We start from the raw sequence: 24450 nt of genomic DNA on the forward strand, positions 1-24450 counted from the left end.
CCCCCTACGGTATCGTGGGGGGGCGTTCTTATTTAAAACGGTGAGGCAATATCCAGCCACTGCACTTCGCAATCGCTGGTGCCGCAAAACAGCCGTAAGCGCCCCGTTTCATCCTCCAGTAGACCGCCGGGAAACACCACATCCCGCAAATCATCGCGTTTACTTTCCCCCGCCAGGAAATCATCCCGGCAGGCGATAATCGCCATCGCGCTACTGCTGCCGCGCCGGTAGTCGAAGATAAAACGCGCGGCGTAGTAGCGCCGCTCTCCCCGCTCATTAAAGCGCGCGACGTGCGCCAGCGCGCCGACGTGCCCCGAGGGCAGCACGCGCGCCTCGTTCACGCCGCACCAGTACTGCGCTTCAACGTGCGGGATTAGCGTGGCGCTGGCGATTGACCGTAGGTTGAGATCCGCCAGCCGGGAGATAATCGTCCAGCCGATCGTGCCTCGCCCGCCGGGATCGCCCTGGGGGCGCGTAAAGACCAGGATGCGTTGGTCGGGTAGCTCGACCAGGCGAATATCCTTCATACCCCACGGCCCGGCGGTCAGGGGGCGCAGCGCCGAAACCGACGGCCCGACAAAAAACTGCGTGCGCCAGCGTACGCCGCCGCTTTCCCCGGAGAAATCCACCTCAACGCCGCCGAACAGCAGCTGCCCGCCGATCCGGCTGACGAACGGATCCTGTAGCGCAAACGTCGGCATGTCGTCGAGCAGCTCGGCGTGATTGCCGCCATCCCAGGCGAAAAAACGGACCCGCGAATCCTCGCTGTCGCGCGCCTCTACGCGCGCGGCGATACACCATCGCCCTTCATCCATAAAGGGGGCAGTGGGATTGTAGATATCCATCCCGGCAGCGCCGTGGAAGACGATTTTTCCACGGCTGCCGCGTTGAGGGCGGACGCGATAACGCAGGTAAAGCGCCTCAACGTCGTCACGCATTACGCCAGCCCCAGGTGCTGCCAGAGTTCATCCATCGGCAGCGTCGCCAGCGCGGTGCACTCATCCGCCGCGCCGTACCATACGTGCAGCACCTCATCCCGCACCAGCGCGCCGCAGGTGAAGACCACGTTGCCAAAGAAGCCTTCGCGCTCGTACTGCGCCTTTGGCTCCAGCAGCGGCACCGGGGATTTCGCCAGAATCTTGAGCGGATCGTCGAGATCGAGCAGCAGTGCGCCCAGGCAGTAGCGCTGATCGGCATCGACGCCGTGGTAGATCTCCAGCCAGCCGCGATCGGTTTTGATCAGCGGCGCGCCGCCGCCGGATTTGCGTGAGTCCCACGCATAGCCCGAGCGGCCCAGCAGATGGCGATGGTTGCCCCAGTGCAGCATATCGGGAGATTCGCAGATCCAGATTTCCGGATGCCCAAAGTGGCACGGCGCCGGGCGGGTCAGCGCCATATAACGGCCACCGACTTTCTCCGGGAAGAAGCAGACGTCGCGGTTATCCGGGCACAGGATCAGCCCCTGTTTTTCCACCGAGACAAAGTCGCGGGTGGTGGCAAGCGCCGTGGTGATCCCTAGCGAGGAGACGGCGGAATAGTTGATATACCAGAGATCGTCGATACGGGTGATGCGCGCATCTTCGCAGCCAAACTCTTCATAGCGGCTATCGGCAATAATAAACGGCTGCGCGTCGATGGTGTAATGCACGCCATCCTTGCTGCGCGCCAGGCGCAGGTGAGACATCGACGTCAGCCAGACCTGCGCCGGGTCGCTTTTGAGCACAATGGTGCGCGGATCGCTGAAATCAAAGCGTTCATCGTCGCGATCGAAGGTTTTCGTGGTTTGCTGCCAGCCGCTTTCTTGCTGTTGCAGCAGCGGCACGACAATCTGCCGCGGGTTATCGTTAATCACGCTTTCCGCCACGCGCAGTAGCAGCACGATCTCGCCGTTGTACTCGGCCACGCCGGTATTAAAGACGCACTCCACTTTGCGTCCCGGCAGCGAAGGCACCACGTCTTTGGGGGTGATAAGTGGGTTACTACTGTGTCGGTTCATGAACGCTCCTTTTCATCAGAATTTGGTTTTTGCCCAGCCACTGGGCGTCAGTGCCGTACAGCACGTCGGCAGCGATATCCCGCCAGGGATTCAGCACCGGCGGGCCAAAGTTGATCGCCATCCACACCTTTTCGCAGACCGTCTCACGGGTAAACCATACGCATTCCTCACTTAACGCCAGCAGACCGCCGTCGCCTTCTCGCAGCGCGGGCGTTGCGGCGCGTAGCGCGATGAGCGCTTGGTACTGTCGCCAGATTGACCCCGGCGTGCGCTGCTGGTATTGCGCGTTGAGCTGGCGGTAGTCCGCACAAACCGGCATCCAGGGTTCAACGGCCGAGAAACCTGCGTGCGGCGCATCGCGCCACGGCAGCGGCGCCCGCGAGGCATCGCGTGAGTGTTCAATCGCCTGCGCCAGCGCCTGTGCGTCATCGGCCCCTTGCCGTAACGCGGTTTGATAGTGGGTTTTGCCCTGAATATCGAATATCTGCTCCACCGACTGCGGGCGGTAGTTCGGCATGCCCAGCTCTTCGCCCTGGAAAATAAACGGCACGCCGCGTACGGTAAGCTGGAGGGCGAGCACCGCCAGCGCGCGTTCGACGTCGCGCGGGCCTTCGCCAAAGCGGCCGATCATCCGCGGCATATCGTGGCTGGAGAAAAACAGCGTCGGTAGCCCGGACTGTTGCGTCAGCGTGGCGTTGATCGCGTCAGCCAGGCGCGCAAGATCGAAGCGTTTCTGGCTGCCGATATTGAAGTTGAACACCACGTCCATCAGCTCCTGGCCCTGATAACGCGCCAGAACATCCAGCTCTTCGCTGCCAATCTCGCCAATCAGAAACGCCTCGCCCTGCTGGCGAACGTAGCGGCATAGCCGGTTTAAGGTGGCGATAATGCCCGGTTGATTGATATCAAACGCATGACGCTGTTCGCCGTTCTCTTGCGGGTTATCCGGGCCGATGCCGTTGGTGGTCAGGAAGTTGATGACATCAAAGCGGAAACCATCAACGCCCTGCGCCTTCCAGAAATCCACCACCCGGTAGATTTCCTGCTCCACCTCGAGGTTCGCCCAGTTAAGGTCAACCTGCTCGGGGGCAAACTTGTGATAGTAGTACTCCCCGGTATCCGGCTCGGCGGTCCAGGCACTGCCGGAGAAAAACGACTGCCAGTTATTCGGCTCGCGACTAAACAGGAAATAGTCGCGATAGCGGCTGGCCGGGTTATTCCAGGCATCACGAAACCACGGATGCGCCGATGAAACGTGGTTCACCACCAGATCGATAATTACCCGGATGCCGCACGCGTGACAGCGCTCAACCACCTCACGAAAGTCCGCCAGCGTGCCAAAGCGCGCGTCGACGGCGCAGTAATCGCTGATGTCATAGCCGTTATCCACCAGCGGTGAGGGATAAAACGGCGTGATCCAGATGGCGCCGACGCCGAGTTGATGCAGATAATCCACTTTCGACAGCAGGCCGGGAAAATCGCCCAGCCCATCGCCGTTGCCATCGCAAAACGAAGGCAGATAAATTTGGTAGCAGGTGCATGCCTGCCACCAGGGTTGATTGCTCACCGGCCACTTCCTTATTTCAGTGATAACGACATGCCCTGCAGGAAATATTTGCGGAACAGGATAAACAGCACCACCACCGGCAGCATTTGCACCACCGCTCCCGCCATCACCGGGCCCAGATAGACGCCGTAGGACTTACTGAACGTCGCCAGCAGCACCGAGAAGGGCATTTTGTCGACGTCGCGCATCACGATCAGCGGCCACAGGAAGTTGTCCCACGAACTGGAGAAGGTGAATAAGGCTACAATCGCCAGAATGGATTTGTTCAGCGGCATCATCACGTGACGCAGGATCCCCCACAGGCTGGCGTGATCGAGGCGCGCGGCGTACAGATAGTCATTCGGCGTGCCTTTAAAACTTTGCGACACCATAAAGATCCCCCAGGCGCTCATGGCGTAGGGCAGGATCATCGCGCTATAGCCGTTGACCAGCCCCAGCTCGCGCATCAGGACAAACTGCGGAATGATGAACATGAACACCGGGAAAACCATCTGCACAATCAGCAGGTTGCGGAAGGCGTTTTTACCGCGAAACTCGGTTTTCGCCAGCGCGTAGCCCACCAGCATCGACGTCACGGTGACGCACAGGGTGATGGTTATCGAGACAAACAGCGAGTTAAACAGCGTGCGCAGGAACGGCTTGTCCGCCCGGTTGCTGTTATCAAACAGGAAGGTGTAGTTTTCCAGCGTCAGATGGCCGGAAAACAGGCTGGTGGTGTAGATTTCCGCCGTGGGTTTCAACGAGGATATCGTCATCCAGATAAAGGGATAGAGCCAGCTCAGCGCCAGCAAAAACATCACGGCATGAATTAACAGGCTCAGGGGAGTGAGTTTTTTCATTCACACAATCGCGATATTTTTTTCAAACAGTTTGCGGAACACCCAGATAGCCAGGAAACTGCAGCCCGCGACAATAATCGACATCGTTGCCGCCCAGGTCGGTTTCATATTCTGGAATGCCGCTTCATACATCACCACCATCGGGCTGGTGGTGCTGTTCAACGGGCCGCCGCCGGTAATTAAATAGGGTTCGGTAAAAATACTGAACGCCACGGTTATCGCCAGCACCATCACCATCACAATTTGCGGGTTCATCATCGGCAGCGTAATGGCCCAACCTTGTTTAAACCGCCCGGTTTTATCCAGCAGCGCCGCGCTATAAATATCATTAGGAATAGCCTGCATGCCGGAATAGAGAATAAGCCCGTAATAGCCGACAAATTTCCATGTCACAATCAGCGCAATAGATAACATGGCGCAGTCCGGATTGGTAAACCAGGGCACCGAGACGCCCAGATGTTCACGTAGAAATTCATTCATCGGCCCATATTCGCTGAACAATTTAGAAAAAACGATGGAATACGCCACGCCGGAAGAAATATTGGCTAATAAAAAACTCAGCGCAATAAAACTCTTACCATACTTTATTTTCCGCAGCCCGGCGGCAAACAGCAGTGAGGCAATAAAGACAATCGGGATATACCACATTAAAAAGCGGCAGATATTCCACATGGATGTCCAGAACAGCGCATCGTTCACCACGCCAAGCAGATTTTGTAGCCCCGAAAACCGGGGCATACCAATAAACTGCCATTGGGTCACGCTGAGTACGATGAGCCACGCCAGCGGATAAAACCAGAACAACAGCGAATAGCCAATCCACGTGGAGGCCAGCAGGCCTCCGGTGCGGGAATCATATCCAGCCATCACTTCCCCTTATTTTGCCAGCAGCGCGTTAATTTCCTGCTGCGACTGTTCCAGCGCCTTCGCCGGAGCGTCGTTGTTGAAAATCACCCGCTCAAGCATCTGCGTCATGCTGCGCTGAATTTCCGTGGTTTGCGTTGTGGCGACCGGCGGCAGCGCGACGTCAACGTAGGAAGCGATGTCTTTCTCTAGCGGGTTCTGCGCAAAATAATCAGTAAACAGCGGGTTAGTCATCAGGTCGGCACGTGCTGGCGGCATCCCGGTCAGTTCAAGCCAGGTTCTATCGTGATCAGCGCTGCTGAATACCCACTGCATAAACGCCCAGGCCTGGGTTTTATGCTTGCTGGAGCTGAACATCACCATCCCTTTACTGTCGCCAAAGGTGTGCGGATGGGCGTCGCCGTTTCCCGTCAGCATCGGGCCAATCTGGATGGTTTTCAGCACCTCAGGATACTGCTTACGGTAGCGCGCCAGATCCCACGGCCCGCGCGCGGAAGCCAGCACCTGGCCGGTTGCCAGCGGGTCGTCTGCGGAGGTGAAATCGTAGCTGCTCCACTTGCTGTTAAACACCTTGCCCATAAAGGTCAGCACCGCCTGGCCCGCCGGGTTGCTGAAGTCCGCTTTTTTATCCGCGATATAGGATTTGCCGCCGCTCTGCGCGTAATACAGCGGGATAAAGTCAAACCAGCGCTCCCACCAGTTCTTTCCGGCGGTGAGCTGCATAACATAGCCGTGGTTATCCGCCGCCCGGCGCTGCGCCAGCTGGTACAGCTCTTCATAACGGGTCGGCACGTGGTCAAATCCGTACTTCTTCAGCAGGTCGCCGCGCCACCACCAGACTATCGGGTTGACGTAAATCGGCAGCACGTTTTGCTGGCCGTTTAATTGCCATGCCGGAAGAAGGGTCGACATCTGACGGGTTTTAATCAGTTCATCAAACCCGGGCATTTTCGACAAATCTTCAATTTGCCCGACGTCAACCAGCTGGCTGGCAAAACCAATAAAAATATTGCTGGATATATCAGGTTCAGTTCCGGAAGCCAGTGCGTTCATAATCGCTTCTTCGGAGCTATTAGCGGCAGGAATCGTGGTGAATTCAACGGGCGTATGGGACGGGTCTTTATTCCACTCCGTCACCATTTTATTCCAGAAGGCTTCTTCATTTTCATTCGGCGCCACCCACATTTTAATGGGCGTTTTTGCATTTGCCTGCTCATCCTTTTTATCATCAGGACCACAGCCTGAAATACATAGACTGAGTAATATTGATGCCGTCAATTTAGCAACCGATGCAACTTTCACGATATTTCTCCCTAACTCTCAATAAGTGTTATTGGCTTACCGCTACCCTGCTTTGAATGGTGCGTAAGCTAACATCCATTTTTTATGTTTAACGTTAAACAAATCACAAAACTATTTTTGTTTAACGATAAACTCAGCCGTCAATATCGAACAGGAAAGACAAGAAATATAAACGCAATGAATATAAAAAATAAAAACACATCGTCTGACATATACAAGAATCAAAAACCAGAGAAAATAACGATAAAATCATTAGCTAGAGAAATGGGAATATCCCACACCACCATTTCAAATGCCTGGAATAATCCCGAGAAGCTCTCCGCGGAGCTGCGTGAACGTATTTTAGATTATGCGAAGACGATCGGCTTTCAGGGACCGGATAAACTGGCGCGCGCGCTGCGAACGGGGAAATCAGACACCATCGGCGTGATCTTTAATGATTCGATGAGCTATGTGTTTATCGATCCCCACGACATTAAGCTGATGCGCGGGATTGCCGTGCGCTGCGAAGCGCAGAGCATCAATCTGGTGCTGATTCCGCTGCGCAAAGGCGCCTCGAACAAAACGCCGTCGCTGACCACGCTGGTTGACGGCTATATCCTCAACGCGACGCACAATAGCGCGGCGGTCATCCAGCAAACGCTCGCGCGCCAGCTGCCGGTGGTCACCCTCGACTTTCAGCTGCCGCAGTACAGCAGCGTATCCATTGATAACGCCAGCGCGATGCGCGATATCGCCAGATATTTAATCGCAAAAGGGCACCGCCGCTTCGGCATTATCGCCTTTTCCTCGCGGCCCGGCGCGCAGGGAATGCGCCATCTTGAGCGCGCCGTCTCAGGCGATAACACGCTGATGCTGACGCGCGTCAACGCCTGCCGCGAGGTGTTTCTCCAGCAGGCTATTCCACTCAGCGACTGCTGGCTGTACGAAACGCAGCACGATGAACAGCACGGCGAGCTGGCCGCCGAGGCGCTGCTCACCGCCCACCCCGAACTTAGCGCGCTGATCTGCCTTTCCGACCGCTTTGCGCTCGGCGCGGTGAACTACTGCCAGCGCCAGCATCTCGCTATTCCGCAGCAGGTCGCCATCACCGGCTTCGACAATATTTTGCCCGAAGTGAACGGTATCGGCCTGACCACCATTGCTCAGGATGCCGAACGCAAAGGCGAGATTGCCGTGGAATTACTCCTGAACAGCGGGCCAATAACCCACTATGCGCTGGAATATCAGCTCATTGTGCGCGAGACGGCCTGAATACAGATGGCTCAACAGAAGAGTGGATTATGGATGAACTGACCTGTTTTAAAGCTTATGACATTCGCGGTGAAGTGGGCGTTACGCTCACGTCGGATATTGCCTTTCGTATTGGCCGCGCCTACGCCGCGTGGCGACATCCGCGACGCGTGGTGGTCGGCGGCGATATCCGTCTGAGTTCGGAGACGCTCAAAGCAGCGCTCACCGAGGGGCTTATCGCCAGCGGCGTTGACGTGATTGATATCGGGCTGTGCGGAACGGAAGAGATCTATTTCGCCACCCGCGAGCTGAGGACCGACGGCGGCATTCAGGTCACCGCCAGCCATAACCCCGCCCAGTACAACGGTATGAAGCTGGTTCGCGAACAGGCCCGCCCCATCAGTAACGACAACGGCCTGCTGGAGATTAAAGCGCTCGCCGAGCAAAATATCTTCTCGCCGATCGTGCATCGCGGCAGTCTGCTGCCGTTTGATAACCGCCCTGCCTGGGTCAACTGCCTGCTGCGTTTTGTTGAGCATCCGCCGCTTCGCCCGCTGCGTATCGTCACTAATGCCGGGCACGGCACCGTCGGGCCTGCGCTCGACGCGCTCGCCGATGGGCTAGCGCGAGCGGGCATTGCGGTTGAGTTTATTCGCCTTCACCACCGGCCAGACGGCCATTTTCCTGCGGGCGTGCCCAACCCGATGCTGGCGGAAAACCGCCTCGTTACCCAGCAGGGAGTGATCGACCATCAGGCCGATTTCGGCATCGCCTGGGACGGCGATTTCGACCGCTGCTTTTTCTTTGACGAGCGCGGCCGCTTTATTGAGAGCTACTATCTGGTCGGCCTGTTCGCCCAGCACTTCCTGCAACGCGTCCCCGGCAGCCGCATCATTCTCGACCCGCGCCTGACGTGGAATACGCTGGACGTTGTCACCCGCAGCGGCGGAACCCCGGTCATCAGCAAAACCGGCCACGCGTTTATCAAAGCGCGGATGCGCGAAGAAGACGCCGTTTACGGCGGCGAAATGAGCGGCCATCACTACTTCCGCGAGTTTGGCTACTGCGACAGCGGCATGATTCCGCTGGTCTTGATGCTGCAAATCATCGGCAACAGCAGTCAGCCGCTTTCACAGCGGATTGCCGATGCGCAGGCCCGTTATCCCGTTTCCGGCGAGATCAATCTGACCATCGACGATCCGGCGGCGATCCTGCAACGCGTCGACGCACACTACTCATCCTCCGCCGCACAGCGCGATGACTGCGACGGCCTGAGCCTCGACTTCGCCGACTGGCGTTTTAACCTACGCGCCTCCAACACCGAGCCTCTGCTACGACTCAACGTCGAAACGCGCGGCGACACCGCCCTGCTTGCCGAAAAGACCGATGAAGTACTAACGCTTATTGCCGCCCAGCGCAGCGTGAAGGAGATGCTATGACCGCCCTGTCTCTCAGTAATATCCACAAGAAATATGACAAAACCACCATTATTGAAAATCTGTCGCTGGACATTGCCTCCGGCGAATTTATTGTGCTGGTTGGCCCCTCGGGCTGCGGCAAGTCAACGCTGCTGCGGATGATCGCCGGGCTGGAAATGCCCGATAACGGCAAGCTGATGATGGGCGATAAAGACGTCACCCATCTGGCCGCCGGGAAACGCAGCCTGTCGATGGTATTTCAGTCCTACGCCCTCTATCCGCATATGACGGTGCGGGAAAATCTCTCCTTCGGCCTGCGCAATATTCGCACCCCGCCCGCCGAAATTGAACGGCGGATAGCCGACGCCGCTGCCATGCTTAAGCTCGATGAAATGCTGGATCGGCTGCCGCAAAACCTCTCCGGCGGCCAGCGTCAGCGCGTGGCGATTGGCCGTTCTATCGTGCAGCAGCCGGAGCTGTTTTTATTTGACGAGCCGCTGTCGAACCTGGATGCCGCCCTGCGCGTGGAGATGCGCCAGGAAATCCAGCAGCTGCACAATACGCTGAAAAACACCATGATCTACGTGACCCACGATCAGGTGGAGGCCATGACCCTCGCCGACCGTATCGTGGTGCTGTATAAGGGCAAAATCGAGCAGGTCGGTACGCCGCTGGAGCTGTATAACACTCCGGCTAACCTGTTTGTCGCCGAATTTATCGGTACGCCGAAAATCAATATGCTGCCCGCCGTCTGGCGTCAGGGGGCGCTGCATATTGCCGAGGACATTATCTTCCCGCTCTCACGGCAGCCGCAGGGGGTACGTGAAGGCGACAAAATATTCGTCGCCATTCGCCCCGAGCATATGCAGTATCAGCAGCCCGGCGATTTTAGCCTTCGCGGCCGTACCCGGCTGTGCGAGCTACAGGGCGACTCAACGCTGGTGTGGCTGGAGATTGCCGGGCAGTCCGTATGTCTGAAATCGTTCCAGCAGCTGAGTTTTCCGGCGCAAAGCCCGCTGACCTTAACCGTGCAGGAATCTCATCTTCATCTCTTTGATTCAATTGGCAAACGCGTTATTTTTTCCTGAACAATGCCCCCGCACCGCGGGGGTATTCTTTGAATCCCATCACAATCATCGCATTCCCCTTTTCCCTTTTTCCTGCCGACGGCTAAATTAGTAACTCATCCGACCACATAACAATAATTTCACATACTGGACATCCTTATGAGCTATCCGTCGCTGTTCGCCCCGCTCGATCTGGGTTTTACCCAGCTGAAAAACCGTGTGCTGATGGGTTCGATGCATACCGGGCTGGAGGAGTATCCCGACGGCGCCGAACGGCTGGCGGCCTTCTACGCCGAACGCGCACGCCACGGCGTGGCGCTGATCGTCAGCGGCGGCATCGCGCCGGACCCTACCGGCGTGGGGATGGCGGGCGGCGCGATGCTCAACGATGCCAGCCAGCTGCCGCATCACCGCACTATCACCGACGCGGTACATCAGGAAGGCGGCAAAATCGCCCTGCAAATTCTGCATACCGGCCGCTACAGCTACCAGCCCAATCTGGTCGCCCCTTCCGCACTACAGGCGCCGATCAACCGCTTCACGCCGCAGGCGCTAAGCCATGAGCAGATTCTGGCGCTGATCGACGACTTCGCCCGCTGCGCCCAGCTGGCGCGGGAAGCGGGCTACGACGGCGTGGAAGTCATGGGCTCGGAAGGCTACCTGATTAACGAATTTCTCGCCGCGCGTACCAACCTGCGCGACGACCAGTGGGGCGGCGAGTACGCCAACCGGATGCGCTTTGCCGTCGAGGTGGTGCGCGCGGTGCGCCAGCGCGTGGGCAAGGACTTTATTATTATCTACCGCCTGTCGATGCTCGACCTCGTCGATAACGGCAGCACGTTCGACGAAACCGTCCGGCTGGCGCAGGCCATTGAAGCCGCGGGGGCAACCCTCATCAACACCGGTATCGGCTGGCACGAGGCGCGGATCCCAACCATCGCCACGCCGGTGCCGCGCGGCGCGTTTAGCTGGGTAACGCGCAAGCTGAAAGGCCTGGTGACGATCCCACTGGTCACCACCAACCGGATTAACGATCCGCAGGTGGCGGATGACATTCTGGCGCGCGGCGACGCCGATATGGTGTCGATGGCGCGCCCATTCCTCGCCGACGCCGAGCTGCTGTCAAAAGCGCAGTCGGGGCGGGCCGATGAGATCAATACCTGCATCGGCTGTAACCAGGCCTGCCTGGATCAGATCTTTGTCGGCAAGGTCACCTCATGCCTGGTTAATCCACGCGCCTGCCATGAAACCAAAATGCCGATCGTCCCTGCCGCAGTGCGGAAAAGTCTGGCCGTTGTCGGTGCAGGCCCGGCGGGGCTGGCCTTTGCGATCAATGCCGCCGCGCGCGGTCATCATGTCACCTTGTTTGACGCCAACGCCGAGATCGGCGGGCAGTTTAATATCGCTAAACAGATCCCCGGCAAAGAAGAGTTTTACGAAACGCTGCGCTATTACCGCCGGATGATCGACGTCACCGGTGTGACGTTGAGGTTGAATCATCGCGTCACCGCAGACGATCTGCTCAACGCTGATGAAACGATCCTCGCAACCGGGATCACCCCGCTTACACCGCCTATTGAAGGCATTGATCACCCAAAAGTTCTGACCTATCTGGACGTGCTGCGCGATAAAGCGCCGGTTGGCCAGCGGGTGGCGATTATCGGCTGCGGCGGCATCGGCTTTGATACCGCCATGTACCTCAGCCAGCCGGGTGAGGCCACCAGCCAGAATATCGCCGGGTTCTGCGCGGAATGGGGCATTGATACCAGTTTGCAGCAGGCGGGCGGCCTGCGTCCGGAAGGGCCGCATCTGGCGCGTAGCCCGCGACAGATTGTGATGCTCCAGCGCAAAGCCAGTAAACCGGGCGAAGGATTAGGCAAAACCACCGGCTGGATCCACCGTACCACCCTGCTCTCGCGCGGCGTGAAGATGATCCCGGCGGTCAGCTATCAGAAAATTGACGATGCGGGGCTACACGTTGAGATTAATGGAGAGTATCAGTTACTGGCGGTTGATAACGTGATTATCTGCGCCGGACAGGAGCCTAATCGCGCGCTGGCGGAACCGCTACGGGCGAGGGGTAAAACGGTGCACTTAATTGGCGGCAGCGACGTGGCGGGCGAGCTGGATGCGCGGCGGGCGATTGCGCAGGGGACCACGCTAGCGTTGGACATTTAGTTCATTGCCCGGAGTCGGTGCTCTCGCACCTCGTCCGGGCTACAACCCAGCTATCGTATTAGCGACGACGCCCCAGCTTCACCGCTTTCAGAATCACAAACTTATTATTCGTGGCGATGGTTTCACAGTTGCCGAAAATCTTCTTCAGCTTGTGGAAATAGTCGAGGTGACGGTTGGCCACGATATACAGCTCGCCGTTGATCTTCAGGCAGCGGCGGGCGTGGTGGAACATCTCCCAGGCGATATTATCGGTCAGCGCGTGCTTCTGGTGGAACGGCGGGTTACAGAACACTGCGTTGAAGCGGAACGGCTCGACGCCGGAGAGCGCGTTGTTGATCATAAACTCGCTGCGGTCCAGCGCGTCCGGCAGGTTGGTCTCGACGTTCAGGCGGCTGGAGGCGACCGCCATCGGCGATTCATCAACGAATACCACGCTTGCCTCTGGGTTTTTCGCCAGCAGCGTCATGCCCAGCACGCCGTTGCCACAGCCGAGGTCGACAATCTCCCCTTCCAGATTTTCCGGCAGATACTGCATAAAGAAGCGCGCACCGATATCCAGCCCGGTTCGGGAGAAGACGTTGGCGTGGTTGTGGATGGTCCAGTCGGTGCCTTCCAGCTTCCAGCTCAGCATCTGCGCGGTATCGGCCAGTTCAGGTTTAGTGAAGGTGCCGTTAATCAGACGCGCTTTTTTCCACGCCAGCGTGGTGGTGGTCGGGCCAAGCACCTTCTCGAACAGCTCCAGCGTGGAGGTGTGAATATCGCGGGCCTTGGCACCGGCGATAATACGCGTTTGCGGCGTCACCACTTCGCGCAGCGCGCGCAGCTGCTGCTCCAGCAGGGCCATGGTTTTGGGAATTTTAATCAGCACCACGCCCGGCGCCTGCGGGTATTCCGCGGTGCTGTCGAGGAACTTCACGCTCGACTCGGCAATGTCGTTATGGCGCAGGTTTTCACGGGTCGCCAGCTCGCTTAAGTAGGAGTCGCCAATGCTGTACGGCGTATGCTCCGCTAACGCGCAGGCCAGCGCGCCGAAAGTATCATTCAGGATCAGCACCGGGCCGCTAATTTCGGTATCGTCCAGCTGTTGCAGCAGATATTCATCCGCCGCTTCCCACGCCAGCAGCGGGTTAACGTCGTCCGTCTCCGGGAAACGTTTTAGTGTCAGTGAACGGAAACCGTTGTCTGTGTGGCTCATCGGCCCTCCTGAATGGTAAAATTTCGGCTTATCCCTGAAAAGGGTGCGTGAGTATACACTTTTTATGATTGGCATGGGTGAAGATGAACCAACTAACTTACCTCCAGGGCTACCCGGAACACCTGCTTTCTCAGGTGAGAACGCTGATTGCCGAGCAGCGTCTGGGCGCGGTACTGGAAAAACGCTATCCGGGTACCCACGATTACGCCACCGATAAAGCGCTCTGGCAGTACACCCAGGATCTCAAAAGCCAGTACCTGCGCAACGCGCCGCCGATCAATAAAGTGATGTACGACAATAAGATCCACGTCTTGAAAAACGCGCTGGGGCTGCATACCGCCGTGTCGCGGGTGCAGGGCGGCAAGCTGAAGGCCAAAGCGGAGATCCGCGTGGCCACCGTGTTTCGCAACGCGCCGGAAGCCTTTCTGAAGATGATTGTGGTGCATGAGCTGGCGCATTTAAAAGAGAAGGACCATAACAAAGCGTTCTACCAGCTATGCTGTCATATGGAGCCGCAGTATCACCAGCTGGAGTTTGATACCCGCCTTTGGCTGACGCATTTATCGTTAAATCAAACTGCGTAGCAGTGCACTGTCTTTGTCATAAAGACATGATACATTGGCGAAAGATCCCCTTTATGGAGCCCAAAGGCATTTATGATACGTTTCGCTGTGATTGGCACAAACTGGATCACCCGCCAGTTTGTCGATGCCGCCCATGAGACCGGCAAATATAAGCTCACCGCCGTCTACTCCCGCAGCCTGGAACAGGCGCAAAGCTTCGCTAATGATTATCCCGTTGAGCATCTCTTCACCTCATTAGAGGCGATGGCGCAAAGCGATGAAATTGATGCGGTGTATATTGCCAGCCCGAACTCGCTGCACGCGCCGCAAACCGAGCTGTTTCTGCGCCATAAAAAACACGTTATCTGCGAGAAGCCGCTGGCCTCCAATATTGTCGAAGCCGAGCGGGTCATTGCCGCGGCGCGGGAAAATCAGGTGGTGCTGTTCGAAGCGTTCAAAACCGCCAGCCTGCCGAACTTCCAGCTGCTCCAGCAGACGCTACCGAAGCTTGGCCAGCTTCGCAAAGCGTTTATCAACTACTGCCAGTACTCCTCGCGCTACCAGCGCTATCTCGACGGCGAAAATCCGAACACCTTTAACCCGGCCTTCTCCAACGGCTCGATTATGGATATCGGTTTTTACTGCCTGGCCTCGGCCATCGCGCTGTGGGGCGAGCCGCAGCAGATTCAGGCCTCCGCCAGCCTGCTGGAGAGCGGCGTGGATGCCCACGGCGTGGTGATGCTCGATTACGGTGACTTCAGCGTAACGCTACAACACTCAAAAGTCAGCGACTCGACCCTGCCGAGCGAAATTCAGGGGGAAGCGGGCGCGCTGGTGATCGAGAAAATCTCGGAATGCCAGAAGGTTTGCTTCGTGCCGCGCGGCAGCAAAGCGCAGGATCTCAGCCAGCCGCAGCATATTAATACTATGCTGTATGAAGCCGAGGAGTTTGCGCGCCTGGTCGAAAACAACGAAGTTGAGCACCCGGGGCTTGAAGTCAGCCGTATTACCGCCAAAGTTCAGACCGAGATCCGTCGCCAGACCGGCGTCGTGTTCCCGGCGGATGCGCCTGCTGCGTAAAGCAACGTAAACAGAGATTGTCGGCCATTGACGAAATCAATGGCCTGTCATATTTTGTTACGTGCAAAGGGGAGTAACTTCCTTGTCGGTGGATCGTCATTACGATACGTGCAAAACCGTATCCGGTCGCCGGGCAACGAAAAAGGAATGCGTCAGCGCATTCTTTTTTTGTTGTAAGTGAGACCTTGCCGGAAGGCGAGGTCTATGCATAAAAAGCAACGGCTATCGTCTTCTGACGTTAGCCGTTTTTTTATGCGTAAGGAAATATCTATGAATACTGTCGGCACACCGTTGCTCTGGGGCGGATTCGCTGTCGTCGTGGCGATTATGCTGGCCATCGACCTGTTTTTACAGGGTCGTCGCGGCGCTCACACCATGTCAATGAAGCAGGCGGCAAGCTGGTCGCTGGTCTGGGTCACCCTGTCGTTGCTGTTTAACGCCGCGTTCTGGTGGTATCTGGTGCAGACTCAGGGCCGCGCGGTCGCCGATCCGCAGGCGCTGGCGTTTCTCACCGGCTACCTGATCGAAAAATCGCTGGCGGTCGATAACGTCTTCGTCTGGCTGTTGCTGTTCAGCTACTTCTCGGTGCCGCCAGCGTTACAGCGTCGTGTGCTGGTGTATGGCGTGCTGGGCGCGATCGTGCTGCGTACCATCATGATCTTCGCAGGCAGCTGGCTTATCTCCCAGTTCGAGTGGCTGCTGTACGTCTTCGGCGCGTTTCTGCTGTTCACCGGCATTAAGATGGCGCTGGCGAAAGAGGACGAAGGCGGGATCGGCGACAAGCCGCTGGTGCGCTGGCTGCGCAGCCATCTGCGCATGACGGACAAAATCGAAAACGAGCATTTCTTCACGCGTAAGAACGGCGTGCTGTTCGCGACGCCGCTGCTGCTGGTGCTGATTCTGGTGGAGCTGAGCGATGTGATCTTTGCCGTCGACAGTATTCCGGCCATTTTTGCGGTCACCACCGATCCGTTTATCGTGCTGACCTCAAACCTGTTTGCCATTCTCGGCCTGCGCGCCATGTACTTCCTGCTGGCGGGCGTGGCGGAGCGCTTCTCAATGCTGAAGTACGGTCTGGCGGTGATCCTGGTATTTATCGGCATCAAGATGCTGATCGTCGAGTTCTACCACATCCCGATCGCGGTATCGCTGGGCGTGGTGGGCGGTATCCTGACGCTGACGTTGCTGATCAACGCGTGGGTTAACCACCGTAACGATATGAAAAAACAGCAGTTCTAACCTGTAGCCCGGCCGAGCGTAGCGACGCCGGGACGACCATACAATGTCCCGGGGTCGGCGTAAACGCCTCGCCCGGGCTACGCTTCCTGCCTGATTTGCATTACACCATGTAAATTATTAGTTAAAAAATATGACGCACGGCGTAAATTCCAGCATTTTGTACTTCCCCAAATCCAGACTTTCCTTATACTCGATCGTGCAAACACTTTTTTACATCCAGACATAAACGTAACAAATAATACGTCGCTGGAAAGACACAACACATCACTCGAAGGAATACAACAATGACAACGAAATCCACGTTACCCGGATTTTTGCGCATCCTGATGGCAGGCAGCCTGGTGAAGCAAATCCTGGTCGGTTTGGTACTGGGGATACTGCTGGCCGTCGTCTCTAAACCCGCAGCTGTCGCTGCTGGTCTGCTGGGAACGCTGTTCGTCGGGGCGCTGAAAGCCGTCGCACCGGTGCTGGTGCTGATGCTGGTGATGGCCTCCATCGCCAACCACCAGCAGGGGCAAAAAACCAATATTCGCCCGATTCTGTTCCTCTATCTGCTGGGGACCTTCGCCGCCGCGCTAACCGCCGTGCTGTTCAGCTTCCTCTTCCCGTCGACGCTACACCTGAGCGCGGCGGCGGAAGATATCGCGCCGCCGTCTGGTATCGTTGAAGTTATGCGCGGCCTGCTGATGAGCATGGTTTCCAACCCGATTAATGCGCTGCTTAACGCCAACTATATCGGTATTCTGGTGTGGGCAGTTGGTCTGGGCTTCGCGCTGCGCCACGGCAATGAAACCACCAAAAACCTGATCACCGACGTTTCTAACGCCGTCACCTTTATCGTGAAAGTGGTGATCCGCTTCGCGCCGCTGGGTATCTTTGGCCTGGTCGCCTCTACGCTGGCAACCACCGGCTTCGCCACCCTGTGGGGCTATGCGCAGCTGCTGCTGGTGCTGGTCGGCTGTATGCTGCTGGTGGCGCTGGTGATCAACCCGCTGCTGGTCTACTGGAAAATTCGCCGTAACCCGTACCCGCTGGTGATGGCCTGCCTGCGCGAAAGCGGCGTCTACGCCTTCTTCACCCGCAGTTCAGCGGCCAACATTCCGGTGAACATGGCGCTGTGTGAAAAGCTGAATCTGGACAAAGATACCTACTCGGTCTCTATTCCGCTGGGGGCGACCATCAACATGGCCGGTGCGGCGATCACCATCACCGTGCTGACGCTGGCGGCGGTCAACACGCTGGGTATTCCGGTCGATTTACCGACCGCACTGTTGTTAAGCGTGGTGGCTTCTCTGTGTGCCTGCGGGGCTTCCGGCGTGGCGGGCGGCTCACTACTGCTGATCCCGCTGGCCTGTAACATGTTCGGCATCTCTAACGATGTCGCCATGCAGGTCGTGGCCGTCGGCTTTATCATCGGCGTGCTGCAGGACTCCTGCGAAACCGCGCTGAACTCCTCCACCGACGTGCTGTTTACCGCGGCGGCCTGCCAGGCGGAAGATGCCCGCCTGGAGAAAAACGCCCTGCGCAGTTAATCCTGTCGCCCCTTCGCCGTCAGGCGGAGGGGCTTTCCTTCTGGACTTTCTTCTCAACCCTGAACGGGTCAATACCTTTGCGCTGCATGCGCCAGAAGCGAATAATGTTCAGGCCGTTCATCACCAGGAAACTGCCTTCAATCAGCGTGCCGCCAATCGAGCCGAGCCAGAAGTTGTGCATCACCCAGCAGGCCGTCGAACACCACATCACGCAGCGTACCGTCAGCCCTTTGCAGCGAAACAGCGCCCAGGTACTGGCGACGGTCCCGGCAATCGGCAGCAGCTCCATGGCGTGCTGTAGCTTGCCAAGGCCGAGGATCAGCGTCAGCGCAATAAACACAAACATCACCCAGATGCGGCGCGTATAGACCGAAATAATGGTACGGATAACGTTGAGTTCGGCGCTCATCCCGGCGGGGAACGCGCCCATCAGGAAGAAGTGCACGCCGATGGTGGCGCTGTAGAGAGAAAGCTGAAACTTGAAGCGTCGTTCATCGCGGTTGATAAAGGTGGTGATACCGATTAAAAACGCGAGTACGCCTACGCCCTGGGCAAGCCAATACGCAGTCATGGAAGGGTGTCCCTGTTAAACAAGCATAAAAAAACGGCGCTTCAGAAGATGAAACGCCGTTTTATCGTATCAGATCACATTTTTATTACAACGTGACGCCGCTCTTAAAGATCGCCAGTTCGCGGAAGTCGTTGCGCTCGTTGCAGGTTTGCTTGCCGTTGGCGAAGTCGACAATCTCATCGACGAACTCTTCCAGCAGCTGCGGCATCGCTTTACCGTGAATCAGTTGACCCGCGTTGAAGTCGATCCAGTGTTTCTTCTTCTCGGCCAGCTCGCTGTTGGTGGCAATTTTCACCGTCGGCACAAAACCGCCGTATGGCGTACCGCGGCCGGTACTGAACAGCACCATGTGGCAGCCCGCGCCCGCTAACGCGCTGGTGGCGACCGCATCGTTACCCGGCGCGCTAAGCAGGTTCAGGCCGTGCGTTTTCAGGCGCTCGCCGTAGCGCAGAACGTCAACCACTTTGCTGGAACCCGCTTTCTGGGTGCAGCCGAGCGATTTATCTTCCAGGGTGGTGATACCGCCCGCTTTGTTACCCGGCGATGGGTTCTCATAGATCGGCTGGTCGTGGGCAATAAAGTACTGTTTGAAGTCATTGACCATGGTGACCAGCTTGCCGAACGTTTCTTCATCACGGCAGTGATCCATCAGCAGCTGCTCGGCGCCGAACATTTCCGGCACTTCGGTCAGCACGGTGGTGCCGCCGTTGGCAATCACGTAGTCGGAGAAACGCCCCAGCATCGGGTTGGCGGTAATACCGGACAGGCCGTCAGAGCCGCCGCATTCCAGACCAAACTTCAGCTCGCTCAGTTTACCCGGCTCGCGTTTGTCGTTGCGCATTACGTTATACAGCTGATGGAGATGTTCGATCCCCGCTTCCACTTCGTCTTCCTGGTGTTGGCAGACCATAAAGTGAACGCGATCGGGATCGAACTCGCCAAGGGTTTCGCGGAACGCATCCACCTGGTTGTTTTCGCAGCCCAGGCCCACCACCAGCACCGCACCCGCGTTCGGGTGGCGCACCATGTTTTGCAGCATGGTGCGGGTGTTGATGTGGTCGTCGCCCAGCTGTGAACAGCCGTAGGTGTGGCTGAAGAGATGCACGCCGTCGATACCTTCGGCGTCATTCGTCTCTTTCAGGAAACGGTTCTGCATCTGGCGCGCCATGGCGTTGACGCAGCCAACGGTCGGCAGGATCCACAGCTCGTTACGCACCCCAACTTCACCGTTCGCGCGGCGATAGATCTGCACGTCGCGATCGGCCGGTTGGGCAACTTCCGCCTGAAAATCAGGGTGGTAGCTATACGTGTCCAGGTCGCTCAGATTGGTGCGCGTGTTGTGGGCATGAATATGCTCACCCGCCGCAACGTCCACCAGCGTATGGCCGATTGGCAAACCGTATTTAATGACGTTTTCACCTTTCGCGATATCGCGTAAAGCGAATTTATGGCCACGAGTCACCGCCTGGCGCAGGGTTACCGCCTGCCCGTCCACGTTGACTTCGGTTCCTTCAGCCAAATCAGCGAGCGCTACCGCGACGTTATCCAGCGCATGGATCTTGATGTATTGCATACCAACCCCAGACCTTAGTTCAGTTCAATGGCGAAGTAGTCACGCGCATTGTTAAAGCAAATGTTTTTCACCATCTCACCCAGCAGCTGGATGTCGGCAGGCGCTTCGCCCGCGGCGACCCAACGGCCGATCACCTGGCACAGAATACGGCGGAAGTATTCGTGACGGGTGTAAGACAGGAAGCTACGGCTATCGGTCAGCATACCGACGAAGCGGCTCAGCAGGCCCAGCTGCGCCAGCTGTGTCATCTGACGTTCCATACCGTCTTTCTGATCGTTGAACCACCAGCCGGAACCGAACTGCATTTTGCCCGGCATACCTTCGCCCTGGAAGTTACCGATCATGGTGCCCAGCACTTCGTTATCGCGCGGGTTCAGGCAGTACAGAATGGTTTTCGGCAGCAGGTTTTGTTCGTTCTGCTTGCTCAGCAGTTTGGACAGCTCTTCCGCCATCGGACGGTCGTTGATGGAGTCGAAGCCAACGTCCGCGCCCAGCAGTTTGAACTGACGCAGGTTGTTATTACGCAGCGCGCCGATGTGGTACTGCTGTACCCATTCGCGACGTGCGTATTCTGCGCCGAGGAACACCAGCACCGCGGTTTTGAACTGCGCCACTTCGTGCTCGCTCAGGGTTTCACCGGCCAGACGGCGTGCCAGGATGCTGTCCAGCTCCGCTTCGTTGGATTCCGCAAACAGGACAACGTCCAGCGCGTGGTCAGACACTTTACAGCCGTGAGCGGCGAAGTGGTCCAGACGTTTGGTCAGCGCGGTCTGCAGATCGGCAAAGCGACGGATTTCGGTGTCAGACACTTCACCCAGTTTCGCCATGTAGTCGTTGAAGGTGGCCAGTTCGATGTTGAACGCTTTATCCGGGCGCCAGCTCGGCAGCACTTTCACGTCGAAGGAGCCGTCTTTCGCCACGGCCGCATGGTGCTCCAGAGAATCGATCGGATCATCGGTGGTGCCGACCATTTTCACGTTCATCTGCTTCATGATGCCACGCGCGGAGAATTTGTCCTGCGCCAGCAGCTCATTACATTCGTCCCAGATTTCACCTGCGGTTGCCGGAGACAGCAGTTTACCGGTGATGCCGAACGGACGGCGCAGCTCCAGGTGAGTCCAGTGGTATAACGGGTTGCCAATGGTGTGCGGTACGGTCGCGGCCCACGCGTCAAACTTCTCGCGATCGGACGCATCGCCGGTGCACAGGCGCTCAGCTACGCCGTTAGTACGCATCGCACGCCACTTGTAGTGGTCGCCTTTCAGCCAGATGTCATACAGGTTTTTAAAACGGTAGTCTTCCGCGACCTGCTGCGGCGGCAGGTGGCAGTGATAGTCGAAAATCGGCTGGTCTTTTGCGTAGTCGTGGTACAAGCGGCGAGCAAATTCGGTGTCTAACAGGAAATCTTCAGTCATAAACGGGGTCATTATCGTCTTCCTCTCAACGAGTGGGTCAGATGTTTATCTGTAATGCTGACAAAGTTATCACACCAATTTCGTCGAACCGAAGATTTTTTCGTGAGTTAGATCAATAAACCTTGACAAAAAATGACAGAAAAATCGCGAAAACACCGCTGCAACCCGCGCCACGTCTGGCCTGGCCTATCTACCCCTTAAACTCTATGGAAAATACCTCTTTTGTGACGGTATTCACCTTTTAAAGTTGTATGACAAGTTATCTTGCCCCCCGTCGAAACACATTGAACGACGGAATGTATTTGCGATGGTCGATAAAGACACCTGATTTAGCGGTACGGATACCGAATTCAGCACACGTACTTACTGGCAAGTTCGGGCCGTACCGGGAGTCACCTCCACGGTAAGCCCTTCGAGAATGACATCCTCCGGCAACACAGGAAGATGGCTGCAGGACTCGCATTTATAACAACACGATGAGGTTTACATGCGTAAGATTAAAGGGTTACGTTGGTACATGATCGCACTGGTGACCATGGGCACCGTGCTGGGCTACCTGACACGTAATACCGTGGCGGCAGCCGCGCCAACACTGATGGCTGAGCTGCACATTTCCACACAGCAATATTCATACATCATCGCTGCTTACTCCGCAGCTTACACCGTGATGCAGCCGGTTGCCGGCTATGTTCTGGACATCCTCGGTACCAAAATCGGCTACGCCTTCTTCGCCGTTGCCTGGGCTATCTTCTGTGGCGCAACCGCGCTGGCAGGTAGCTGGGGTGGCCTGGCGATCGCACGTGGTGCGGTCGGTGCTGCTGAAGCAGCCATGATTCCTGCGGGTCTGAAGGCCAGCTCCGAGTGGTTCCCGGCGAAAGAACGTTCTATCGCGGTAGGCTACTTCAACGTCGGTTCGTCTATCGGCGGCATGATTGCTCCGCCGCTGGTTGTGTGGGCTATCGTGATGCACAGCTGGCAGATGGCGTTCATCATCTCCGGTGCGCTGAGCTTCATCTGGGCTATGTGCTGGCTGGTGTTCTATAAACACCCGCGCGATCAGAAAAAATTAACGGACGAAGAACGCGAATACATCATTGGCGGTCAGGAAGCTGCACACCAGACCAACAACGCGAAGAAAATGTCTCCGTGGCAGATCATTCAGACCCGTCGCTTCTGGGGTATCGCCCTGCCGCGTTTCCTGGCTGAACCAGCATGGGGTACCTTCAACGCCTGGATCCCGCTGTTCATGTTTAAAGTGTACGGCTTCGACCTGAAAGAAATCGCCATGTTCGCCTGGATGCCGATGCTGTTTGCTGACCTCGGCTGCGTTATCGGTGGTTACCTGCCGCCGCTGTTCCAGCGCTGGTTTGGCGTGAACCTGATTGTGTCCCGTAAAATGGTGGTCACCATGGGCGCACTGCTGATGATTGGCCCAGGCCTGATCGGTCTGTTCACCAGCCCGTATATCGCTATCGCCCTGCTGTGCCTCGGTGGCTTTGCTCACCAGTCCCTGTCCGGCGCGCTGATTACGCTCTCTTCCGACGTCTTTGGCCGTAACGAAGTGGCGACCGCGAACGGTCTGACCGGTATGGCGGCGTGGATGGCAAGCACCATGTTTGCACTGGTTGTCGGTGCACTGGCTGACACCATCGGCTTCAGCCCGCTGTTCGCCGTACTGGCTATCTTCGACCTGTTAGGCGCGCTGGTTATCTGGACGGTCCTGCAGAACAAGCAGGCTGACGACGGCGAATCCGGCCAGAATCGTCCGGCCCAGCAGGCCACGCAAAACTAATCTGCGACCGAAGTTTGTTTTCCCTCAAGCCGCCTTGATCCAGGCGGCTTTTTTCATGCCTAATTGTGGTGAGCGGCTCGCAAAAGTGGTATAACAAATTCAATCTGCCGTACCCTGCCTGGAGAGCATATGGAAATCGCCGACGCACGTCGCTTATATCAGCAACTTGCCGCTGAGTTAAAAGAACGCATTGAGCAAGGCGTTTACCTTGTAGGCGATAAGCTGCCTGCTGAGCGCTTTATTGCCGATGAAAAAAGCGTCAGCCGCACCGTCGTGCGCGAAGCCATCATTATGCTCGAAGTTGAAGGGTACGTTGAAGTGCGTAAAGGCTCCGGTATCCACGTTATCTCCAACCAGCCAAAGCACCATCAGGTGCCGGATGAAAATCTGGAGTTCGCCAACTACGGGCCGTTCGAACTGCTGCAGGCGCGCCAGCTCATTGAGAGCAACATCGCCGAATTTGCCGCCACCCAGGTCACCAAGCAGGACATCATGAAGCTGATGGAGATCCAGGAGAAAGCGCGCAAAGAGAAGTGCTTCCGCGACTCCGAGTGGGATCTCCAGTTCCACGTTCAGGTCGCCCTGGCCACGCAGAACACGGCGCTGGCGGCCATCGTTGAAAAAATGTGGACCCAGCGCGTGCATAATCCGTACTGGAAGAAACTGCACGACCATATCGACGCCCGTACCGTCGATAACTGGTGCGATGACCATGACCAAATCCTGAAGGCGCTGATCCGCAAAGATCCGCACGCGGCGAAGATTGCCATGTGGCAGCATCTGGAAAACACCAAGCTGATGCTGTTCAACGAAACCAGCGATGACTTCGAGTTCAACGCCGACCGCTACCTGTTCGCCGAAAACCCGGTCGTTCACCTCGATACCGTCGCCATCGGCGGTAAATAAACCGCGCTTTTCTTCGACAAGGCTTGCCCGACTTTCTGTGTGGGTAAGCCTTTGTAAATCCCCTAGCCTCTCCCCCCGCTAGACCGCAAAATCAACCTGCAACAAATTGCAATTTCTATG

The 24450-nt window shown here is 57.1% G+C and carries 20 protein-coding genes; 10 read left to right on the forward strand and 10 right to left on the reverse strand.

From position 1 onward, the window contains the following. Window positions 1–32: 32 nt before the first annotated feature. The 6 genes from ACK5JN_RS00770 to ACK5JN_RS00795 are packed head-to-tail and all read right to left on the reverse strand — an operon-like array spanning window position 33 to window position 6568. Entirely contained in the window at window positions 33–938 is a 906-nt protein-coding gene (locus ACK5JN_RS00770; RefSeq protein WP_416868395.1) for a DUF1861 family protein, read from the reverse strand. Continuing rightward, window positions 938–1996, reverse strand: a complete 1059-nt coding sequence (locus ACK5JN_RS00775; protein WP_416868396.1) for a glycoside hydrolase family 130 protein — start codon at window positions 1994–1996, stop codon at window positions 938–940. The genes ACK5JN_RS00770 and ACK5JN_RS00775 overlap by 1 nt, the downstream gene beginning before the upstream one ends. After that, complete coding sequence (locus ACK5JN_RS00780; protein WP_416868397.1) at window positions 1980–3563, reverse strand: glycoside hydrolase family 13 protein; 1584 nt, start codon at window positions 3561–3563, stop codon at window positions 1980–1982. Before ACK5JN_RS00780 ends, ACK5JN_RS00775 begins: the two co-directional genes overlap by 17 nt. An 11-nt stretch (window positions 3564–3574) precedes the next feature. Then, window positions 3575–4402 (reverse strand): carbohydrate ABC transporter permease, encoded by an 828-nt coding sequence (locus ACK5JN_RS00785; RefSeq protein WP_416868398.1) that lies wholly within the window; start codon window positions 4400–4402, stop codon window positions 3575–3577. Then, the gene (locus ACK5JN_RS00790) at window positions 4403–5269 is read right to left on the reverse strand and encodes a carbohydrate ABC transporter permease (RefSeq protein WP_416868399.1); all 867 of its coding nucleotides are present in this window, start codon (window positions 5267–5269) and stop codon (window positions 4403–4405) included. It lies immediately after the preceding gene. A 9-nt stretch (window positions 5270–5278) separates the two neighbouring features. Continuing rightward, the gene (locus ACK5JN_RS00795) at window positions 5279–6568 is read right to left on the reverse strand and encodes an ABC transporter substrate-binding protein (protein ID WP_416868400.1); all 1290 of its coding nucleotides are present in this window, start codon (window positions 6566–6568) and stop codon (window positions 5279–5281) included. A 264-nt stretch (window positions 6569–6832) separates the two neighbouring features. Here ACK5JN_RS00795 and ACK5JN_RS00800 point away from each other — a divergent pair, with 264 nt between their 5' ends. From ACK5JN_RS00800 to ACK5JN_RS00815, 4 genes are all read left to right on the forward strand, one after another. Further along, window positions 6833–7822: a LacI family DNA-binding transcriptional regulator gene (locus tag ACK5JN_RS00800; RefSeq protein WP_416868401.1), complete on the forward strand. Its 990-nt coding sequence runs from the start codon at window positions 6833–6835 to the stop codon at window positions 7820–7822. Between the two features lie 29 nt (window positions 7823–7851). Continuing rightward, window positions 7852–9240, forward strand: a complete 1389-nt coding sequence (locus tag ACK5JN_RS00805; RefSeq protein ID WP_416868402.1) for a phosphomannomutase CpsG — start codon at window positions 7852–7854, stop codon at window positions 9238–9240. After that, window positions 9237–10307 (forward strand): ABC transporter ATP-binding protein, encoded by a 1071-nt coding sequence (locus ACK5JN_RS00810; RefSeq protein ID WP_416868403.1) that lies wholly within the window; start codon window positions 9237–9239, stop codon window positions 10305–10307. Before ACK5JN_RS00805 ends, ACK5JN_RS00810 begins: the two co-directional genes overlap by 4 nt. A gap of 138 nt (window positions 10308–10445) precedes the next feature. Beyond that, a complete protein-coding gene (locus ACK5JN_RS00815; RefSeq protein WP_416868404.1) occupies window positions 10446–12464 on the forward strand; it encodes an FAD-dependent oxidoreductase in 2019 nt (672 codons plus the stop codon). 58 nt (window positions 12465–12522) lie between these two features. On the opposite strand, the gene rlmG is transcribed toward ACK5JN_RS00815, so the two are convergent. Then, window positions 12523–13659 carry a 23S rRNA (guanine(1835)-N(2))-methyltransferase RlmG gene (gene rlmG / locus ACK5JN_RS00820; protein WP_416868405.1) on the reverse strand — a complete coding sequence of 379 codons (1137 nt, stop codon included), beginning with the start codon at window positions 13657–13659 and terminating at the stop codon, window positions 12523–12525. A gap of 83 nt (window positions 13660–13742) precedes the next feature. Here rlmG and ACK5JN_RS00825 point away from each other — a divergent pair, with 83 nt between their 5' ends. The 4 genes from ACK5JN_RS00825 (at window position 13743) to sstT (ending at window position 18073) form a co-directional block, all read left to right on the forward strand. Beyond that, window positions 13743–14243, forward strand: coding sequence for a M48 family metallopeptidase (locus ACK5JN_RS00825; RefSeq protein ID WP_416868406.1), 501 nt, complete (start codon window positions 13743–13745; stop codon window positions 14241–14243). Between the two features lie 72 nt (window positions 14244–14315). Beyond that, entirely contained in the window at window positions 14316–15302 is a 987-nt protein-coding gene (locus tag ACK5JN_RS00830) for a Gfo/Idh/MocA family protein (RefSeq protein ID WP_416868407.1), read from the forward strand. Window positions 15303–15572: 270 nt separating this feature from the next. Then, entirely contained in the window at window positions 15573–16541 is a 969-nt protein-coding gene (locus tag ACK5JN_RS00835) for a TerC family protein (RefSeq protein WP_416868408.1), read from the forward strand. A gap of 284 nt (window positions 16542–16825) precedes the next feature. Next, window positions 16826–18073 (forward strand): serine/threonine transporter SstT, encoded by a 1248-nt coding sequence (gene sstT, locus ACK5JN_RS00840; protein WP_416868409.1) that lies wholly within the window; start codon window positions 16826–16828, stop codon window positions 18071–18073. A gap of 19 nt (window positions 18074–18092) precedes the next feature. Here the strand turns inward: sstT and ACK5JN_RS00845 are convergent, their stop codons facing one another. The 3 genes from ACK5JN_RS00845 to uxaC all read right to left on the reverse strand — a co-directional run bounded on the left by ACK5JN_RS00845 (window position 18093) and on the right by uxaC (window position 21644). After that, on the reverse strand, window positions 18093–18644 hold the full coding sequence (locus ACK5JN_RS00845; RefSeq protein WP_416868410.1) for a YgjV family protein: 552 nt from the start codon (window positions 18642–18644) through the stop codon (window positions 18093–18095). Window positions 18645–18729: 85 nt separating this feature from the next. After that, window positions 18730–20217: a UxaA family hydrolase gene (locus ACK5JN_RS00850; protein ID WP_416868411.1), complete on the reverse strand. Its 1488-nt coding sequence runs from the start codon at window positions 20215–20217 to the stop codon at window positions 18730–18732. 14 nt (window positions 20218–20231) lie between these two features. Beyond that, the gene (gene uxaC, locus ACK5JN_RS00855; RefSeq protein ID WP_416868412.1) at window positions 20232–21644 is read right to left on the reverse strand and encodes a glucuronate isomerase; all 1413 of its coding nucleotides are present in this window, start codon (window positions 21642–21644) and stop codon (window positions 20232–20234) included. Between the two features lie 475 nt (window positions 21645–22119). Here uxaC and ACK5JN_RS00860 point away from each other — a divergent pair, with 475 nt between their 5' ends. Both ACK5JN_RS00860 and exuR read left to right on the forward strand, forming a co-directional pair. Next, entirely contained in the window at window positions 22120–23424 is a 1305-nt protein-coding gene (locus ACK5JN_RS00860; protein ID WP_416868413.1) for an MFS transporter, read from the forward strand. Between the two features lie 129 nt (window positions 23425–23553). Beyond that, window positions 23554–24330, forward strand: coding sequence for a transcriptional regulator ExuR (gene exuR / locus ACK5JN_RS00865; protein WP_416868414.1), 777 nt, complete (start codon window positions 23554–23556; stop codon window positions 24328–24330). The last annotated feature ends 120 nt before the right edge of the window (window positions 24331–24450 follow it).

This window comes from Kluyvera sp. (genome assembly GCF_047971185.1).
Taxonomy (GTDB): domain Bacteria; phylum Pseudomonadota; class Gammaproteobacteria; order Enterobacterales; family Enterobacteriaceae; genus Kluyvera.

Bases quoted from the DNA above. Each gene is read 5' to 3' on its own strand.
- exuR (WP_416868414.1), top strand. From the start codon at position 23,554: ATGGAAATCGCCGACGCACGTCGCTTATATCAGCAACTTGCCGCTGAG.
- ACK5JN_RS00835 (WP_416868408.1), top strand. From the start codon at position 15,573: ATGAATACTGTCGGCACACCGTTGCTCTGGGGCGGATTCGCTGTCGTC.
- ACK5JN_RS00785 (WP_416868398.1), bottom strand. From the start codon at position 4,402: ATGAAAAAACTCACTCCCCTGAGCCTGTTAATTCATGCCGTGATGTTT.
- ACK5JN_RS00810 (WP_416868403.1), top strand. From the start codon at position 9,237: ATGACCGCCCTGTCTCTCAGTAATATCCACAAGAAATATGACAAAACC.
- ACK5JN_RS00830 (WP_416868407.1), top strand. From the start codon at position 14,316: ATGATACGTTTCGCTGTGATTGGCACAAACTGGATCACCCGCCAGTTT.
- ACK5JN_RS00805 (WP_416868402.1), top strand. From the start codon at position 7,852: ATGGATGAACTGACCTGTTTTAAAGCTTATGACATTCGCGGTGAAGTG.
- uxaC (WP_416868412.1), bottom strand. From the start codon at position 21,644: ATGACCCCGTTTATGACTGAAGATTTCCTGTTAGACACCGAATTTGCT.
- ACK5JN_RS00800 (WP_416868401.1), top strand. From the start codon at position 6,833: ATGGGAATATCCCACACCACCATTTCAAATGCCTGGAATAATCCCGAG.
- ACK5JN_RS00845 (WP_416868410.1), bottom strand. From the start codon at position 18,644: ATGACTGCGTATTGGCTTGCCCAGGGCGTAGGCGTACTCGCGTTTTTA.
- ACK5JN_RS00860 (WP_416868413.1), top strand. From the start codon at position 22,120: ATGCGTAAGATTAAAGGGTTACGTTGGTACATGATCGCACTGGTGACC.
- rlmG (WP_416868405.1), bottom strand. From the start codon at position 13,659: ATGAGCCACACAGACAACGGTTTCCGTTCACTGACACTAAAACGTTTC.
- ACK5JN_RS00825 (WP_416868406.1), top strand. From the start codon at position 13,743: ATGAACCAACTAACTTACCTCCAGGGCTACCCGGAACACCTGCTTTCT.
- ACK5JN_RS00790 (WP_416868399.1), bottom strand. From the start codon at position 5,269: ATGGCTGGATATGATTCCCGCACCGGAGGCCTGCTGGCCTCCACGTGG.
- ACK5JN_RS00770 (WP_416868395.1), bottom strand. From the start codon at position 938: ATGCGTGACGACGTTGAGGCGCTTTACCTGCGTTATCGCGTCCGCCCT.
- sstT (WP_416868409.1), top strand. From the start codon at position 16,826: ATGACAACGAAATCCACGTTACCCGGATTTTTGCGCATCCTGATGGCA.
- ACK5JN_RS00850 (WP_416868411.1), bottom strand. From the start codon at position 20,217: ATGCAATACATCAAGATCCATGCGCTGGATAACGTCGCGGTAGCGCTC.
- ACK5JN_RS00775 (WP_416868396.1), bottom strand. From the start codon at position 1,996: ATGAACCGACACAGTAGTAACCCACTTATCACCCCCAAAGACGTGGTG.
- ACK5JN_RS00815 (WP_416868404.1), top strand. From the start codon at position 10,446: ATGAGCTATCCGTCGCTGTTCGCCCCGCTCGATCTGGGTTTTACCCAG.